This window comes from Prosthecobacter sp. GW821-HT29F12, from assembly GCF_058803405.1.
In genome coordinates this window covers 493,125-509,555 of the sequence record NZ_CM179517.1, presented here as the reverse complement: position 1 = coordinate 509,555, position 16,431 = coordinate 493,125, and the positions used below count along the sequence as shown (strand labels likewise).

At 60.8% G+C, this 16,431-nt stretch carries 14 protein-coding genes; 9 read left to right on the top strand and 5 right to left on the bottom strand.

The features are described 5' to 3' along the window. Positions 1-47: 47 nt before the first annotated feature. The 5 genes from AC3RLQ_RS02025 to AC3RLQ_RS02005 are packed head-to-tail and all read left to right on the top strand — an operon-like array spanning position 48 to position 6,250. Positions 48-563 carry a four helix bundle protein gene (locus tag AC3RLQ_RS02025; RefSeq protein ID WP_493033854.1) on the top strand — a complete coding sequence of 172 codons (516 nt, stop codon included), beginning with the start codon at positions 48-50 and terminating at the stop codon, positions 561-563. A 50-nt stretch (positions 564-613) separates the two neighbouring features. After that, positions 614-1,507: a DUF58 domain-containing protein gene (locus tag AC3RLQ_RS02020; protein ID WP_397385672.1), complete on the top strand. Its 894-nt coding sequence runs from the start codon at positions 614-616 to the stop codon at positions 1,505-1,507. Continuing rightward, positions 1,504-3,660 (top strand): BatA domain-containing protein, encoded by a 2,157-nt coding sequence (locus AC3RLQ_RS02015; RefSeq protein WP_493033851.1) that lies wholly within the window; start codon positions 1,504-1,506, stop codon positions 3,658-3,660. Before AC3RLQ_RS02020 ends, AC3RLQ_RS02015 begins: the two co-directional genes overlap by 4 nt. 11 nt (positions 3,661-3,671) lie before the next feature. Continuing rightward, positions 3,672-5,966 (top strand): hypothetical protein, encoded by a 2,295-nt coding sequence (locus AC3RLQ_RS02010; protein WP_493033849.1) that lies wholly within the window; start codon positions 3,672-3,674, stop codon positions 5,964-5,966. 2 nt (positions 5,967-5,968) lie between these two features. After that, complete coding sequence (locus tag AC3RLQ_RS02005; protein WP_493033847.1) at positions 5,969-6,250, top strand: DUF167 domain-containing protein; 282 nt, start codon at positions 5,969-5,971, stop codon at positions 6,248-6,250. Between the two features lie 13 nt (positions 6,251-6,263). On the opposite strand, the gene AC3RLQ_RS02000 is transcribed toward AC3RLQ_RS02005, so the two are convergent. The 3 genes from AC3RLQ_RS02000 to AC3RLQ_RS01990 form a co-directional block, all read right to left on the bottom strand. After that, positions 6,264-6,797: a hypothetical protein gene (locus AC3RLQ_RS02000; RefSeq protein WP_493033845.1), complete on the bottom strand. Its 534-nt coding sequence runs from the start codon at positions 6,795-6,797 to the stop codon at positions 6,264-6,266. An 18-nt stretch (positions 6,798-6,815) separates the two neighbouring features. Then, on the bottom strand, positions 6,816-7,409 hold the full coding sequence (locus AC3RLQ_RS01995) for an LURP-one-related/scramblase family protein (protein WP_493033843.1): 594 nt from the start codon (positions 7,407-7,409) through the stop codon (positions 6,816-6,818). 62 nt (positions 7,410-7,471) lie between these two features. Further along, positions 7,472-8,686, bottom strand: a complete 1,215-nt coding sequence (locus AC3RLQ_RS01990) for a Tm-1-like ATP-binding domain-containing protein (RefSeq protein WP_493033841.1) — start codon at positions 8,684-8,686, stop codon at positions 7,472-7,474. Positions 8,687-8,795: 109 nt separating this feature from the next. Here AC3RLQ_RS01990 and AC3RLQ_RS01985 point away from each other — a divergent pair, with 109 nt between their 5' ends. The 3 genes from AC3RLQ_RS01985 (at position 8,796) to purL (ending at position 11,821) form a co-directional block, all read left to right on the top strand. After that, positions 8,796-9,047, top strand: coding sequence for a hypothetical protein (locus AC3RLQ_RS01985; protein WP_493033839.1), 252 nt, complete (start codon positions 8,796-8,798; stop codon positions 9,045-9,047). Positions 9,048-9,055: 8 nt separating this feature from the next. After that, entirely contained in the window at positions 9,056-9,361 is a 306-nt protein-coding gene (locus AC3RLQ_RS01980) for a type II toxin-antitoxin system RelE/ParE family toxin (protein ID WP_493033837.1), read from the top strand. Positions 9,362-9,433: 72 nt separating this feature from the next. Further along, a complete protein-coding gene (purL, locus tag AC3RLQ_RS01975; protein ID WP_493033835.1) occupies positions 9,434-11,821 on the top strand; it encodes a phosphoribosylformylglycinamidine synthase subunit PurL in 2,388 nt (795 codons plus the stop codon). 155 nt (positions 11,822-11,976) lie between these two features. On the opposite strand, the gene AC3RLQ_RS01970 is transcribed toward purL, so the two are convergent. Then, a complete protein-coding gene (locus AC3RLQ_RS01970) occupies positions 11,977-13,011 on the bottom strand; it encodes a sensor histidine kinase (RefSeq protein WP_493033833.1) in 1,035 nt (344 codons plus the stop codon). Positions 13,012-13,260: 249 nt separating this feature from the next. On the opposite strand from AC3RLQ_RS01970, the gene AC3RLQ_RS01965 reads away from it, so the two are divergent. Further along, complete coding sequence (locus AC3RLQ_RS01965; RefSeq protein ID WP_493033831.1) at positions 13,261-14,427, top strand: alpha/beta hydrolase; 1,167 nt, start codon at positions 13,261-13,263, stop codon at positions 14,425-14,427. Between the two features lie 12 nt (positions 14,428-14,439). Here the strand turns inward: AC3RLQ_RS01965 and AC3RLQ_RS01960 are convergent, their stop codons facing one another. Then, positions 14,440-16,200 carry a tetratricopeptide repeat protein gene (locus tag AC3RLQ_RS01960; RefSeq protein WP_493033829.1) on the bottom strand — a complete coding sequence of 587 codons (1,761 nt, stop codon included), beginning with the start codon at positions 16,198-16,200 and terminating at the stop codon, positions 14,440-14,442. Positions 16,201-16,431 lie beyond the last annotated feature (231 nt).

Genomic DNA, 16,431 nt, shown 5'->3' with positions numbered 1-16,431 from the left:
CAGTTCTCAGTGCTCAGTTAAAATCAGGAAACAGGCCTGCAATGAGCATGAATGACGAGACCAAGCTGACGTTTGCGAAAGCATTCTGGGAGCTTCGCGTCTATGAAAGGGCACGTGATCTGCAGGGGGGTGTGTTCAGAGCATCGAGAGCCTTTCCGCCGGAGGAGAAGTACTCGCTCACCGATCAGCTTCGCCGCGCTGCACGCTCCATCGGCGCCCAGATCGCTGAGGCGTGGGGCAAGCGCGACTACATCAAGCACTTCCAGAGCAAGCTCAGCGACGCCGAGAGTGAGAACAACGAAACGCAGCACTGGCTCATCAGCGCCGTCGATGACGGCTATCTCGAAGCCACCACAGCGCGCCCCCTCTTCCAAAAATCCCGCGAAATCGGCCGCATGCTCAACACCATGTCCAACCGGGCCGAAGAATTCTGCCTCGCCCCTCTCTCCTCTAAAGTCCAGGAACCCTCCCCCGAATTCTTCCTTTCCCCCTCACAAATCCCCGACGCCATCCAATCCCTCCTCGACCCCACCACCAGCTCCACACTGAGCACTGAGCACTGAGCACTGAGCACTTAAGCCCCCTCCGCACCCACCGCCCTCAAATCCCCCCCGTGGCTACTCTCTCCGACATTCTTCAAGCCGAAGACATCACCAGTCTGCAGACTCTGCAGCTCTTTGCGCGCACGGTTGTCGAGGGTTTCACCACCGGCCAGCATGCCTCGCCGCACAAGGGCTTCAGCGTCGAGTTCCGCCAGCACCGCCCGTATGTTCAAGGGGACGAAATCCGCCGCCTCGACTGGAAGATCTTTGGCCGCACCGATCGCTTCTATATCCGTGAGTTTGATGAAGAGACCAATCTGCGCGCCACCGTCGTTCTCGATGCCAGCGGCAGCATGGGCTACCGCGGCCAGAAGGGCATTTTGAAATTCGACTACGCCCGCAAGCTCGCCGCCTCCCTCGCCTACCTGCTCATGAGCCAGCAGGATGCCGTGGGCCTCATCACCTTTGACTCCAAAATACGCGACGTCATCCCCTGCCGCACCAAGATCACGCACCTGCATCTGCTGCTTGAGACGATGGTCAAGACCGAGCCCGGCAAGGACACCAGCCTTGCCCCGGTGCTCGAATCCCTCGCTCAGCGCCTCAAGCGCCGTGGCCTCGTCATCCTCATCAGCGACTTTTTCGACGATCCCGCTGCGCTCCTGCGCTCCATCGGCGTCCTGCGCAAGAAAGGCCACGAGATCATCGCCCTCCAGCTCTGGGACCGCGACGAAATCGACTTCCCCTTTGGCAACTGGGCGCGCTTCGAAAACCTCGAAAACGACGACGACTTCCTCCTCCTCGATCCCGCCACGATTCGCCAGCGCTACATCGAGGCCCAGCAGAACTTCGCCGCCCAGCTCAAGGAGGGCTTCCGCAAGCATCAGGTCGATTACTTGAGCCTGCCTACCGACGAATCACACTCCGCCGCGCTGCGGAGTTATTTAGCACTGAGAATGCGATGAGTTTTCTTCACGGCATTCTCCTTTTTGGCGCAGCGGCCTTTCTCATCCCGCTGATCATCCACTTGTTGAACAAGCGGAAGGTCGTCACCGTGCGCTGGGGGGCCATGCACCTGCTGCACGAGGTGATCCGTCAGCGGAAGCGCAAGATGAAGGTCGAGCAGCTTTTGCTGCTCATCATCCGCATCGCCATTCCCATCGTCCTCGCACTCTGCCTCGCACGCCCGGTGCTCACGGCGCTGCGCTCGCTTGGCCTCGGCAGTTCCTCTCTCATCGTCATGCTGGACGATTCCTTCTCCATGCGCGCCCCTGCCGCGCAGACCACGCTTCCCGGCGGCACCGTCATGCAGCAGGCACGTCAAGACATGCAGACCATGATCACCGATCTGCCAGACGGCTCCAGTGCCCAGGTCCTTCTCTCCGGCGGCACGCCGCGCAAGCTGCTGGATCAAGCCACCACGGACCGCACCCTCATTCCCAAGCAGCTCAGCGAGGTGCCCTCCATGTCCGGCCCGCTGTCTGCGAACGATGCCTTCCAAGCTGCCACCTCGGCCTTGAAGGACTCCCCCAATGCCACGCGTGAAGTCGTCATCGTCTCCGACTTCCAGGAAGCCGACTGGAAAGCCATCGCCGATGGCGCCGCGCTCCCAGCACTCGAAACGATCTCCAAACAGGAGCCCAAGCCGCAGATCACCTTTTACCGTGTGGGCAGTGATCTCGCGGAGAACATCAGCATCGCCAGCGCCGACATCTCCGCACTCGTCGCCGCTGAGTCCCAGCCCATCGGTCTGCGGGTGCGCATCAAAAACCACGGCAAACGCCCCTGGCAGGACATCCCCGTGCATCTTGAAGCCGATGGCGCACGCCTGCGCACCGCGCGTGTTTCTCTCGCCCCTGAAGGCGAGGCCGTGCTCTCCTTCACGCATGCCTTCGACAAAGTCGGCGACCATTCTCTTTCAGTCCGCCTCGAAGGCGACAGCTTCGCCGACGACAACGCCTTCCATTCCATCGTGCAGGTGCGCAATCAGCTCAACGTCCTGCTCATTGATGGCAGCCCCGGCAAAGAACCGCTCAGCGGCGCCACCGACTTTCTTGAGATCGCCCTCACACCGCACACCGTCGCAGCAGCCACCCTGAAGGACCTGATCCGCACCAAGAAGATTGATCTGCGAAAGATACGCAATGAAGACCTCCGCCAGCAGGAAGTCATCATCATGGCCGATGTGCAGAAACTGCAGGGCAACACGCAGAATGAGATCGACAAATTCGTCAAAGAAGGCGGCGGCCTGCTCGTCTTCGCCGGACCTGACTGCGATCTGGATTGGTACAACCGCGAGTTCTTCCGCAAAGGCGAAGGCATGTATCCTGCCGCCATCAAGGGCCAGGCCCGCGCCGATTCCGACTCCCTGCCCGCGCGCATCCTCATGCAGCGCTTCACGCATCCCTCCGCGCTGTATTTCAATGATGCTCGTGCGGGTCGTCTCCAAGACGCCGAGTTCCGCCACTGGCTTGAGCTCGCACCACAGGGGGATCAAACTCAGCGCATCTTCAATCTCGACCGCAACGTGCCGCTGATGATCGAGAAAAAGTACGGCCGTGGCCGCGTCATCGCCGCCGCCACCACGGCCAATGCCGAGTGGAGCAATCTGCCACTGCAGCCCTTCTTCGTGCCGCTCATGCAGCGCCTCACCACCTACCTCGCCACCGTCGGCAGCGCTCCTGCGTGGCAGCTCGTCGGTTCCACGATCCGCCTGCCGCTCGAAAAAGCCGAACTCGGCGCCGAGTTCACCCTGCGTGATCCCACCGGCCAGACACAGACGCTCAAGTCCGCCAAAGAAGGTGACGCCGTCTTCGTCCAAAGCCCCTCCATCACCCAGCCCGGCATCTTCCAACTTCAAAAGGTGGGCACGGAGAAGACCATGCTCCTCGCCTTCAACATCGACGGCACCGAGTCCGATCTGAAAGCCCTGCCTTCCGCCGACATCCAAAAAATCGCCACCCGCTACGACGCCGCCTTTGCCGACACCCTGCCCGCCTATCAGGCCCTCGACCGCACCCGCCGCCACGGCAGCGAACTCTGGCAGCCCCTGCTCATCCTCCTGCTGGGCCTTCTCTTCGCGGAAGTCCTCCTGCAACAGCACATCGCCAAAGGCTAGCCGACTCAAGCATGACTCCCCAGACCGAAACCTCCCTGCGCTTCACCGGCGGCTATTCGCCGCTCCCGGTGGTCGTGCTCGCGTTCGGTCTCTCGGCGCTAATGTGGTTTCTTTATCGCCGTGAATTGAAGTATGTCGGCAGTCGCGCCGCACAGGTGCCCGCCATTCTGCGTTCGCTGGCAGTTTTCATTCTGGTGCTCGCACTCGCCGGCCCGATCCTGCGCCACGTCACCACCTTGCGTCAGCTTGGCCGCGTTGTCGTCGCGGTGGACAGCTCCGCCAGCATGCAGCTCACGGACGAGGCCACCGGTGCAGCAGCAGGCACTTCCAAAGCACGCTTTCAACGCGCCGAGGACCTCCTGCTCAAAGGCACCACACCGCTGCTGAAAAAACTCGCCGAGACCCAGGATGTGGAGCTCGTGGCCCTGCGCGGCATGAACACGCAGCGCCTGTGGTGGTACCGCCAGGGCGGCAAGGACACCTCCGGTGAAATGCCCGCTACGTTTGAGCTGCCCGCCACCTCACCCATCACCAATCTCGATCAAACCCTGCGCTCCGCACTCGGCCCCGCCACCGCAGGCACCGCGCTCGTCGTTCTGTCTGATGGCCAGCACAACTCCACCGGTTCTCCCGAAGAATTCAGCACCGCACTCAAAGCCAGCGGCACCGCCATCTTCACCATCGGCTTTGGTACTGAAATTCCACCGCCGGACTTGGCCCTGCTAGCCGTCACAGCTCCCGAATCCGTCTTCTCCAAGGAAAACTTCCAGGGCCGCCTCACCGTCAACGACAGCATGCCCGCCGGTGTTCCGGCCAATGTGCGCATCGAAAGCCAGGGCAAGGTGCTGTGGAAAAAAGACTTCACCACCGATGGCAAAGGCGAAAAGGGTTTTGATTTCATCTTCCCCGTCACAGAGCTGCCACCACCCGCCCCCGGTCAGCGCGACAAAACACTGCGCAGCGTGAACATCCTCATCTCCGCCAGCGGCGACCGCGCCGCACTGGAAAAGACACGCTCCAACAACGCCCGCGAGCTCTCCATTCACCTGCTGGAAAAGAAGCGCAAGGTGCTCATCCTCGATGGCCGTCCGCGCTGGGAGTCACGCTACATCCACAACCACTTCGACCGCGATGAACGCTGGCAGGCCACCAGCATCTTCGATGACATGGCTGACAACGCCGCCAATGGCAGCCTGCAAAAAGACTTCCCCAAAACACGCGATGAACTCCTGAGCTACGACCTCATCATCCTCGGTGAAGTCATACCAGGCCGCCTCAAGCCGGAAAGCCTCGACTGGATTCTTGAGTTCGTCGAAAAACGCGGCGGCGGTTTGATCATGATCGATGGTCAGCGCGGCAAATTGCACGAATGGAGCCAGGGCAAAACGGCCCCGCTCATCCCGGTCAAGTTTGTCCCTTCCAGCACCAAGCATCAGCCCACCAGCCTCGAACTCACCACCGATGGCCAGCGCTTCGATGCACTGCGCCTCAGCGACAGCCCCAGCGCCAACACCGCCCTCTGGCCCACGCTTTCCAAAGTGAACTGGCACGCGAATGTCGAGCCCCTGCCCGCCGCCATCACCCTCGCCAAAGCGCAGCAGCCAACCATCGTCTTCCGTCAGGTCGGCGCCGGTGCCGTGCTTTACCTCGGCACGGATGAGCTCTGGCGCTGGCGCTTTCAGGTCGCGGACTTGTATCATCAGCGTCTGTGGATGCAGCTTGGTGCTTGGATCGCCGCCCCGCCATTCCAGATCGACCAAAAGAAACTCTCCGTCGGCACCGACCGCCTGCGTTACTCGCCCGGCGAAGCCTCTGAAATCCGCGTGCGTGTGCGCAATGACAAAGGCGACATCGTTACCGATGCGCAACCCCGCGCCTACCTCATCCACGACGGCGCTGATGTCGCCACCCTGCAGCTCGAAGCAGATCCCACTCACATCGGCGTCTATCGTGCTCTCACGCCACCGCTCAAAGCCGGCACCTATGAGATCGCCGTGGCCGAAAGCCCCAGCGCGCCACGCAGCGAGGCACGCCTCTCCCTCCACGTCTCTGATACCGGCAATCCCGAGTGGGCCACGCTCACCATGAACCGCACGCTGCTCGAAACCATGGCCACCAACAGCGGCGGCCGTTTCCTGCGTGAAGAACAAGCCGCCACCGATCTTCCCAGCCTGCTGCAAAGCATCGACCGCAAGCAGGTCATCACCCAGGAGACCAATCTCTGGTCCAGCTGGTGGTGGTTCGGTGCCGCCATCCTGCTGCTCACCGTCGAGTGGCTCATGCGCAAACGCCTCAAACTCGTCTGATCATGGCCGCCTCCACGGATCGTTCCCAGCTCGCCGTCCGCGTCACACCGAACGCCAAGAAATCCGAATTCGCCGGATGGACTGCCGATGAAAAAGGTCGCCCCGTGCTGCTGGTGAAACTTCACGCCCCGCCCGTGGATGGCAAAGCCAACACCGAGCTCATCCGCTTCCTCGCAGAAGCCCTCGACTGCCCCAAAGGCCAGATCACCCTGCTGCGTGGCACTTCAAGCCGGCAGAAAACAGTTGAGCTGCCGGCGGCGGTGCTTGAGCGGCTGTCCAAGTGAACGTGGAAGTTCGCTACTCTTCTTCCACATCTCTTCGCACAAGATAGGTCCCCGCACCTGCATATCCAGGAGGATGTGCCTCTTTCAGTATGCGATTGAGCTCTCTGAGATATGCTTCGCTCGCGACACTTCCACCGACCGGAATGTAAGGGAACAAGATGCAATCATTGCTGTAACCGATCAGACGAACATCCTTGAAACGTGCATCATTCCGAAGCTGAGGCTGCATGCGTTGGATGTATCGAGCCGTGAGCCACATGTCGCTCTGCTGCAGGACAACAAGACTCGCGTCAAAACCAACGGACGCGCAGAGCAGTGACACAACAATGCTAAGAATCCGTCCCCGCAAACCCGCTGGCGGCAACTGCACAAAACGAAGACAGCCTAAAAACGCGAGAAGCGCAGGGATGCCATAAGCGCATGCAGCCCAAAGGTGAACACTCATTCCACTGAACGAATCTGACAGGGACCGCACCACACGCGCCAGCAACAGGACGGCCACGATTTGACCTCCGACCAAGACCAGCAGTCTCAGCGCTGATTTCATACGATCTGAATGTAAAGGCTACCCCCGCGCCCGCTCCAGCAGATTCATCATGAGGAAGGACAGCAGCAATGCCAGTTGCTCCCCTTCATCAGCCGGGCCCTCCTGCGTCAATCCAAAGCGCCCTTCGAAAAGCGCAGGCTGTTTGGTCAGGCGCAGCGTGGGAGCACCCGCTTCGCCACGGGTGGCGATGTAGCTCGGATGCAGCATGTAGCCGGTGAATATTCCCACGATGGGAATCTCGCCTACAAGGCCATCCAGCATTTTCGTCCACGGATTCGCTTCCTGAATCGCAAATGTCGGCGTCTGCGCTCCAGGAGCAAAGACATCATAGTGCGCTCTCCACAGCGACTTCATTCCGCGCCGGCCAATGGCTCCGAGCACCTGACCCGTGGGAGATTTGAACGTGTAGCGCGCCGACCAGTCGATGATGCGGTCCGCCTCAATCGTCGCCAGCTGCGTCCTCATCGTGTCATCCGCAAACACCTCCACCTTCTCTTTGAAGCGAAACAGCTTCTGCTTCACATAGCAAACCGTGCCGCCATGGGCATCCGTCACGTAGATCTGCGGAGAGAAGGCCAGAAGCTTGAAGTGAAAAGTCAGCGGGTAGTGCATGTGAGAGCCAAGGTGGCCTGACCAAAGGTGGTTGCAATGATATAACAGACGCTGGTTTGCAATCAGGCGGCCGCTTTGGCCATGTTGCTCAGCAGCGCCTGCGCACACGCCGCCGCAAACTCCGGCGCGTTGATCTCGCAGTCCATCTCCACCAACGGAATGCCCGGACGCAGGTTCTGACGGATGGCATCAAACAATGCCGCATCAGCCTCAGCATCATAGAACGGCTTGCCCGCAGCGCTGATGATGCTGATGGCCTTCAAGGGCAACAACACCGTGACGGGGCCACGGTAGGCATTTGCCTTCATGGCGAGGATGCGGCCCAGCTCCGCACATTCCGCAGCATCCGTGCGCATCAGCGTCACCTGAGGATTGTGAATGTAGAAGTGCCGTCCTTCAAACCTCGAAGGCACACTCGCGCGCTCCCCAAAATTCACCATGTCGAGGCAGCCCGGTGTGATGATGGCCGGAGTACCTGTCCTTGCGGCCGCATCCAGGCGTGTGGGGCCGGCGCTGAGAATTCCGCCCAAAAGTTCATCCGCCCATTCCGTGGTGGTGATGTCGAGCACGCCTGCAAACATCCCGCTTTCGATCAGCGATTCCATAATCTTGCCACCCGTGCCGGTGGCATGGAAGACGAGCACTTCATACCCGGCGTCTTCCAGCACCTGCTTCGCGCGGTTCACACACTCAGTGGTATTGCCAAACATCGAGGCGGCAATCAGCGGCTTGTCCACGCCCTCCGGCACCGTGCTTTCCACCATGCCGCAGATCGCCCCCGCAGCACGGGCCAGCAGCACACGGGAAATGCGATTGATGCCGCTGACATCGACGATGCTCGGAAACATCACGATGTCCTTCGTGCCGACATACGGCGCCACATTACCAGCCGCCAGCGTGGACACCATCACCTTCGGAAACCCCACCGGCAGTGCCCGCATCGCCGCCGTGCCGATGGCCGTGCCACCGCCGCCACCAAGGGAGATCACCCCCTGCACCTTGCCACTCGCGACCAAGGCCGACAAAAACGCCGCAGCCGCCCCAGCCATGGCCGTCACCGCCTCGCCACGGTCCTGCCGCTCCATGATGCCCGCCAAGTCCACCTGCCCCGCCGCCGCGACCTGCTCCCGCGTCACATCCGGCTTTACCTGCGGCACATCCCCGCTGCCCGTGTCGATCAGCAGCGTCTGATGCCCGCGTGCGCGGATGATTTCCGCCACGTAGGCGTGTTCGTGACCTTTGGTGTCGAGCGTGCCGAGAACTGCGATGGTTGCCATGGTGGCAGCATAAAAGCGGGCGCAGGAAGAACAGCAACCGTTTCACACCACCTCCTATCCGCCCTCCACCCGGCTTGACGGGCCAGCCTCGGGCTATTATCCTCCAGCCATGATCGCCGAACGCCTGCCACAGCTAGCAGCCATGTCTCGAGACCAAAAGTGGCTCGTTTTTCGGGAGCTTGAGGAAGAACTGGCGGCTGACGATTCGACCGAGACTCCGGCAGGAAAGGCAGCTGTGATAGAGATTCTTGAGCAGCGCTGGCAAAACTACCTGTCTGATCCTGGCTCAGCAACGACGTGGAGCAAGGTGCAGGAACGCATGCATGACTACCGTGCGAAAAAGCGCGCGGAGGAGGCATGAGCCATGAAGTGGTTGTCCTCGCCGGTGCTGACGATGACATGCTGCGAAAATTTGTCGAACTCGACGCCTTTTCAGAAGAACTCGCCGATTCCTTCGCCGCTGACACTCAGGAAGCGCTCAATCTCATTGGCCAGAATCCGTTCATTGGCTCGGGCTATTCTCATCCTCCTTTTCGGAAGTGGCTGTTGCTGGATTGGGATATGGCGGTCTTTTACCGCCCGTTAGGCAGCCGATGCTTTGTGCATGCCGTTCTCAGCCTGCGGCAGGATCCCAAAACGGTGCAAGCCATCCTCAGGACAAGGGGCCAGCCTTGACCCACCCGTCATTTTCCTCCCCCTCCGCCATTGAACACGGCGGATTCCTCGCCAAGTCAGGGGGTCCCACCCATGTCCCAAGCCGTTTTCCGCACCATCCCCCTCCGCGAACTCAACGCCGACCAGCTCCTCGACCTCTCGAAGCGCATGAAGCTCTCGCTCTCACGCGCCGACATGCTGGCCGTGCAGAAGATTTACAACGACGAAGGCCGCGAGCCCACGGACGTCGAGATGGAAGTCATCGCCCAGACCTGGAGCGAGCACTGCAAGCACCGCATCTTTGGCGCGAAGATCCAGCACACCCTCGACGGCAAGGAGGAGATCGTGGACGGCCTCTTCAAGACCTACATTCGCAAGGTCACGGAAGAGATCTGCAAGGACAAGCCCGACTTCGTGCTCGGAGCCTTTGAGGACAATGCTGGCTTTGTCCGCCTGGACGCCGACAAGGCCGTCTGCCTCAAGGTGGAAACCCACAACCACCCCAGCGCCATCGAACCCTACGCCGGTGCCAATACCGGCCTCGGCGGCGTGATCCGCGACATCCTCGGCGCAGGCAAAGGCGCGAAGCCCGTCGCCTCCATCGACGTGTTCTGCTTCGGCCCGCCCAACATCGAGCAGGAAGACATCAAGGCCAAGGACGTCATCCACCCCCTCGGCGTCATGCGTGGCGTGGTGCGCGGCGTGCGCGACTACGGCAACCGCATGGGCATCCCCACCGTCAATGGCGCGATCCAGTTTGACGACACCTTCATTTACAATCCCCTCGTCTTCTGCGGCACCGCCGGCATCATCCCGATCAAGGACATCGCCAAGGAAGTGAAGCCCGGCCACCTGCTTGTGGCTGCCGGTGGTCGCACTGGCAAGGACGGCCTCAAAGGCGCGACCTTCTCCTCCGCATCGCTCACCACCGATTCCCACGAAGAGGACCAGACCGCCGTGCAGATCGGCAATCCCATTGAAGAAAAGAAGGCCGCCGACTTCGTGCTCGCCGCACGCGAGAAAGGCCTCATCCAGTTCGTCACCGACTGCGGTGCCGGTGGTTTCAGCTCCGCCGCAGGCGAAATGCTCCGTGAAACCGGTGGCGAAGTGTGGCTGGAAAACGCCCCGCTCAAGGCCCCCGACCTCGAAAGCTGGCAGGTCTTCATCAGCGAATCCCAGGAGCGCATGGTCATCGCCATCGAGGAAAAAGACCTCGCTGCGATGCACGAACTCGCCGCCATTTACCAGACCGAGCTCTGCGTGCTCGCCAAGGCCGACGGCTCCCAGCGCCTCAAAGTCTTCCACCACGGCACCATCGTGTGCGATCTCCACGTCGCTGCTCTGCATGAAGCCCCGCGCCGCGAAATGAAGGCCAAATGGCGCACCCCGCCGTCTGTGAAGCCCGTCGTCCCCGTGCGCCCTGAATCTTGGACCGCCACGCTCAAGACCCTTCTCGCCGATTTCTCCATCGTCTCCCGCGAACCCATCATCCGCGAATACGACCACGAAGTGCAGGGCAACACCGTCCTCAAACCGCTCGCCGGTGCTTCCGGTGACGCCCCGCAGGACGGCAGCGTCATCCGTGTGGACGGCAGCAATCAGCTCGTCTCACTCGCCTGCGCCTTGCTCCCTGAGTGGGGCAAGACCGACCCGCACCTCATGGGCCGTGCCGTCGTCGATGAGTGCGTGCGCCAGCTCGTCGCCATGGGGTCCAATCCGGACCGCATCGCCATCCTCGACAATTTCTGCATGGGCAATCCCGACAACGAGCGCGAGCTCGGCGCCCTCGTGGAATGCACCAAGGGCATGGCCAAAACCGCCATCGCCTACGCCGCCCCCTTCGTCTCCGGCAAGGACAGCTTCTACAACTACTTCATCACCGACGAAGGCCCCGTCTCCATCCCCGTCACTCTGCTGCTCAGCGGCTTCGGCATCGTGGAAGATGCCAAGCACGTCATCGGTGCCTCCCTGCGCCGCGTCGGCAGCAAGATCGCCATCCTCGGCAAAGCCAGCGCCGGTCTGCGCGGCAGCATCGTCGCCAAGTACACCAAAGGCATCGGCATGGACGCCGGCCCTGACTTCTGCGAAGTCGAAAGCCTCGCCGCCTACCGCCGCTACTTTGAACTCGTGAAGCAGGGAGCCGTCCTCAGCGCCCATGACATCGGTGAAGGCGGCCTCGCCGTCGCCCTGGCCGAAATGGCCTTCAGCGGCAAAGGCGGCCTCCGCATCTCCACGGACAAGATGCCCGCCAACGCCGGCCTCACCACCGCCGAACTCCTCTTCGGCGAAACTCCCGGCCGCCTCCTCGTCGAGATTGCCCCCGAACACGTCAGCGCCGCCGAAGCCGCCGGCCTCACCATCATCGGCGACTCCACCCGCGATCCTTACCTCTACATCTCCCACAACGGCACCACCCTGATCGATTCCCCCATCGATCAGCTCAAGCCTCTGTGGCGCGATGGTTTGGTGAAGTACTATTGATCCACCTCAAACCGATCATGACCTCATTCTTCAAGGCCGGCATTCTCGCAATGCAGGCCTCGAAGTCAGTCCATGCTGCGGTGTTGCAGTGATAACAGTCAGCAAAAAGGTAAGCTGTTCGTGCAGTCGGCAGCCTGTCTCCCCTGCTCCTCGCTCTATGAATGCGACTGCTCTGCAGCCAGTCCACCGTCCGAATTCCCAGGCAGCCTCAACCGGCAGCAAACACAAGTTCCCCCCGCGCTGCTGGGCGTAATCTCAAAGCTGGCCCCCACGCTCTGCGCGCGGTACCGCATGGTCCGCAGGCCCATGCCAGTAACGGCGGGCGTCTTTTCCGTTACCATTCCCACGCCGTCGTCTTCCAGGCGCAGCTCCAGCACCTCGCCGCGCTGGTCCAATGCGATGACAATTTCACGGGCTCGCCCATGCCTCACCGCGTTGGCCACCGCTTCCTGGGCGATGCGATAGAGATGCATGGCCACCTTCGGGCTGTCGATCTGGATCTCGCCGCTTTCCTGAATGACGATGGAGATACCGGTCAGCCTGCTGGTGTTGGCCGCCAGCTCTTTCAAGGCGACGGAGAAACCGGAGTCGTCCACATGCACCGGGAAAATCCCACGGGCGAGATCCCGCGCATCTGCCATCGCCTGCTGCACGGACTCCACCACCAGGGCGGCATCCTGCGCCGCAGGTGACTGCTGCGAATGCAGATCTTCCGCCAGCGCATGCACGGCGCAGCCGATGGCTGCCAGCTGCTGGCAGAGACCATCATGCAGATCCTGGCCGATGCGCTGCTGCTCGTGCTCGCTGACCTTGATGATGTCCAGCTCAAGCTGGCGGCGCTCCTCCAGCATCTGGATGTGGGCCGCGTCAGCATCCTGCTTGCTGCGCACCGCATTCACCGCAAACACCAGCACACAGAAGTAGAACTCCCGGTTGATCATGGCCCACGCATAGCCCATCTGGGTCGTGTAGGGATTGGAGTGTATGTTGGCCACCCACCACACTCCGCCGGACACGATGGCCACAGCCATGCCCCCACTGAGTCCTGACCACCAGACGGCCAGAATAATGGGAAACGCATAAAAGATAAACCAGCTGATTTCCCAGCTGGTGGCATGATCCAGCCAGCCAAGAAGCACCGTCAGCAACATGGGCGCTGACAGCGAGATCCACCAAGGACTGGCACGCATCCTGACAGTGATATTTCCCGCCCGCGTTTTGCCCTCCCCAGGCAGAGGCCAGACATCAGTGCTGTTTACAGCACTTCCATTCATGAGATGAAAGAGGGCGGATTCAGCATGGGATCAGAAAGGCGCATTCCGAGAACTTTGCCAAGAATCAAATCCCTCATTGTTCAGGCGAAAAGTCTGAAATCCAGGCATGCAGCCGCCGGCGAAAAGAACTCGTTGTCTTCTTCTGCCAGCAGCCTTGCATGCGGCATGTCATCGCCGCTCGTTCTCCTGAAAGCCTGCGCGCTCATGCTGGCACTTGTCCTGGCCCCCTTGGCGGTTTTCGGCCTCTGCTGCATGCACACCTGGCAGGGCAGGCTTCTCAGTACCGCCATCGGTCTGCTGGCAGTCAGCCCCCTGCTCTACTGGATCGGTGATGAACGCGGCTCCGTGTTCCAGACGCGATTGGGAAAAATGGCGTCTCTCGCCGCATGCGTCGGCATCGTGGTCGCACTCTGGCAGACTCCCGATGCGCACACCTCGGAGACGGCACGGATTCACTCGCGCTTCTCCGACGGTGGCTGGCACTATGACCGCGGTTCCATCGGCTCCCTCCTGCCAGAAATCGATCAGATCCATCTCGGTTATGCCGCGGCGATGGCCTTCGATCCGTTCTTCACGCAGCAGCAACGAAGCAAACTCTCTGCGATGACCGACACCCTTTATGCTGAGATCAGCGCGGATCCAGATTTCACCGCCGTCGGTTCTGCGCTGCCGTCCATCTACCGCGAGATCAGTTTCAGGGATTTCCGTGACGGCCATTACTTCCACTACATCCCGGCCAGCTTGGACCGCAGCAAACCAACGCCCGCCCTGGTCTTCCTGCATGGCAGCGGCGGCAACTTCAAAGCCTACGTCTGGCTGCTTTCCAAAATCGCCGATGAACTCGGCATCACCGTCATCGCCCCCACCTTCGGAATGGGAAATTGGGAGAAGAAGGGTGGCTACGAGACCATCACGCGTGCCCTGGCCGATGCCGGAAAGCACGCAGCCATTGATCCCGATCACATCCACCTCATGGGCCTCTCCAATGGCGGCAAAGGCTTGTGTCTGGCCGAATCAACCGGCGGCCCAAAGTTCCGCTCCCTGATATTCCTCTCCGCCGTGCTCCACAATCGCATCAAGCCGGCGGACCTCGCCGCACGTTTGCAACCCCGCCGCGTCCTGATCCTCTCAGGCGGCAGCGACGACCGCGTGCCCTGGGAGTATGTCTCCGGTTATGCGGAAAAGCTGAAGACAGGCGGGCTTGATGTCACCTCACGCCGTTTTGACGGGGAAGATCATTTCCTGTTTTTCCACCAGCGCGGCGAGGTGTCGAAACTCATAGCCGGATGGATTGCCGCCGAATCGACGGCGCGCATTCCACCATCACGTTGAATTCCCTCTGCCTCAACGCGGCCTGCCCTTCTCAACCAGCGCAATTTGAGCTGCTTCGATCAGTTTCTGAAGCTGGGCATCTCCCGGCTGCACCTGTTCGGCAGCGTGATAATGATCAAGAGCCCGGTGTGGCAGGCCGGTTTGAAAATACACCAGCCCCAGTGCCTTGTGCGCCTGGGGGTCATTGGGTATGGCCCGCAGGATGTCCCGGAAGACGGCCACGGCTTCATCATACCTGCCAACACCTGCGAGGCTGAGGCCAAGGGTGAATGCCACCGGCGGCTTGGTGGTGGCGGTTTTGTCGATGTTGATGAGCTGCATCGTGGATTCCAGCGCCTCCTTCGGGCGGTTGAGCCTGAGCAGCGAGTTGGAAAGATTGAGCAGTCCGTTTTGAAAGCGCGGTTCGACTTTCAGCGCCTCGCGGAAGCAATGCACCGCCTTTTCGTTCTTCCCGGCGTCGGAATAGGCTGCTCCCAGATTTCCCCAGGTGCGGTATTTGCCCGGACTTTTCGCCACGGTGTCCTCCCACAGGCTTTCCCGCGTCCGCCAGACATTGTTGCGAATGCAGGTTTTCCATGAAAGCGCCCCCACACAGAGAAGGGTGAGCACCGGGATCCCCACCCGCAGCATCCGTGCGCGAAGGCCGCTGCTGCTGTTGCGCAGCCAGTCCAGCAGGCATGCCACCAGAATAAAAATGCCAATCGATGGCAGGTAGGAACGATGCTCCGCCACGAAGTCCGGCAGTGGCGTCAGTGCCGAAGACACGGAGATCGTGATGAAAAACCATCCCACGCAGGCAAAAACCAAAACAAACCGCGCATCCCCCCGGAACCGGCGGAACAAGCCCCATGCCGTCAGCACCATCCCGCTCAGCACGGCCAGGGCCAGCAGCACCGGCCCCTGCAAGAGCGAGCCATAGAGCGGCCACTCAGGATCGAGATTCATCCCCTTGGGCCAGAACATCTGCCGCAGGTAATGGGTCATGACCGTCAGTTCGGTCACAAAGTAGTGCCAGTGACTCACCGGTTCATCCCGTGAATTGACGATGTTCATGGCGGCATCGAAATTAAAGCCGTCGTGCTGCGCCGCCGCCGTCATGAAAACCAGCACAGGAATGAGCGGCATGCATAGCAGCAGCGGAAGCGCCCTGACTGCAGCTGCCCGCAGCCGCGTGCCGAGCACCAGCCAGTCCAGCAGCACCGCCAGCAAGGGGATCATGAAGGCATCTTCCTTCGTCTGCATGGCCAGCAGCACCGCCACCACCGCGCCTCCACGCAGCAGCCACCTGCCCCACCGGGACTGCACCGAGCATGAGGCGAAATACAGGCACAAACTCAGGAGCGAAAAAAGCACCACCAGCGAGGTAAAACGCTGAACAATGTACGTCACTGATTCCGTGGCCAGCGGATGGACCGCAAACAGCAGGGCAGCCGTCGCAGAAATAAACAGCACGGAACCTCGCTGCAAACTGGCGGCCAGCGGCGAACGACGGAGCAGCACCGTAACCAGCGCATAGAGCAGGATCGCATTCACTGCGTGAATCGCCACATTCGCCAGTCGGTACCAGTGCGGGTTGAATTCATCCAAACTGTAGTTCAGGCGAAAACTCGCATAGGCGACCGGGCGCATGACAGCATTGACGGCATAATCAGGGTCAGACCCAATTTTAAAGGGCCGTTTCACAAACTCGTTGAAGTCCTTCAAATGATCAAAGGTGTTTCCTCCACGAAAAAACGGATTGTCTTTGAGATAGGTATGGTCGTCAAACGCCATGGGAAAATCGGCCGTCCAGACGTAAAGGCTGGCACATAGAGCCATCAGCAAAGCCGCCATGGCTGCGTGAACCCAAAACCCGGAAGCAGGTGGTCTCTGCTCTGGCTCTGAAAGACCTTTCTGAGATGTGACGTTTATCGCATCCAGAGATGCGGCGTTGATCACTTGAGTATTCGTGACAGCGCGAGTCACGGCTTTACCGCTGGGATGTTTGCTGCGTCTGTGTTTTGA

What these genes read in the sequence shown, in the direction of transcription:
- AC3RLQ_RS02015 (WP_493033851.1), top strand. Translation starts at nt 1,504, where the DNA reads ATGAGTTTTCTTCACGGCATTCTCCTTTTTGGCGCAGCGGCCTTTCTC.
- AC3RLQ_RS01995 (WP_493033843.1), bottom strand. Translation starts at nt 7,409, where the DNA reads ATGCACTACCCGCTGACTTTTCACTTCAAGCTTCTGGCCTTCTCTCCG.
- AC3RLQ_RS01970 (WP_493033833.1), bottom strand. Translation starts at nt 13,011, where the DNA reads ATGCGTGCCAGTCCTTGGTGGATCTCGCTGTCAGCGCCCATGTTGCTG.
- AC3RLQ_RS01985 (WP_493033839.1), top strand. Translation starts at nt 8,796, where the DNA reads ATGATCGCCGAACGCCTGCCACAGCTAGCAGCCATGTCTCGAGACCAA.
- AC3RLQ_RS02000 (WP_493033845.1), bottom strand. Translation starts at nt 6,797, where the DNA reads ATGAAATCAGCGCTGAGACTGCTGGTCTTGGTCGGAGGTCAAATCGTG.
- AC3RLQ_RS02005 (WP_493033847.1), top strand. Translation starts at nt 5,969, where the DNA reads ATGGCCGCCTCCACGGATCGTTCCCAGCTCGCCGTCCGCGTCACACCG.
- AC3RLQ_RS01990 (WP_493033841.1), bottom strand. Translation starts at nt 8,686, where the DNA reads ATGGCAACCATCGCAGTTCTCGGCACGCTCGACACCAAAGGTCACGAA.
- AC3RLQ_RS01960 (WP_493033829.1), bottom strand. Translation starts at nt 16,200, where the DNA reads ATGGCGTTTGACGACCATACCTATCTCAAAGACAATCCGTTTTTTCGT.
- AC3RLQ_RS02010 (WP_493033849.1), top strand. Translation starts at nt 3,672, where the DNA reads ATGACTCCCCAGACCGAAACCTCCCTGCGCTTCACCGGCGGCTATTCG.
- AC3RLQ_RS01965 (WP_493033831.1), top strand. Translation starts at nt 13,261, where the DNA reads ATGTCATCGCCGCTCGTTCTCCTGAAAGCCTGCGCGCTCATGCTGGCA.
- purL (WP_493033835.1), top strand. Translation starts at nt 9,434, where the DNA reads ATGTCCCAAGCCGTTTTCCGCACCATCCCCCTCCGCGAACTCAACGCC.
- AC3RLQ_RS02025 (WP_493033854.1), top strand. Translation starts at nt 48, where the DNA reads ATGAATGACGAGACCAAGCTGACGTTTGCGAAAGCATTCTGGGAGCTT.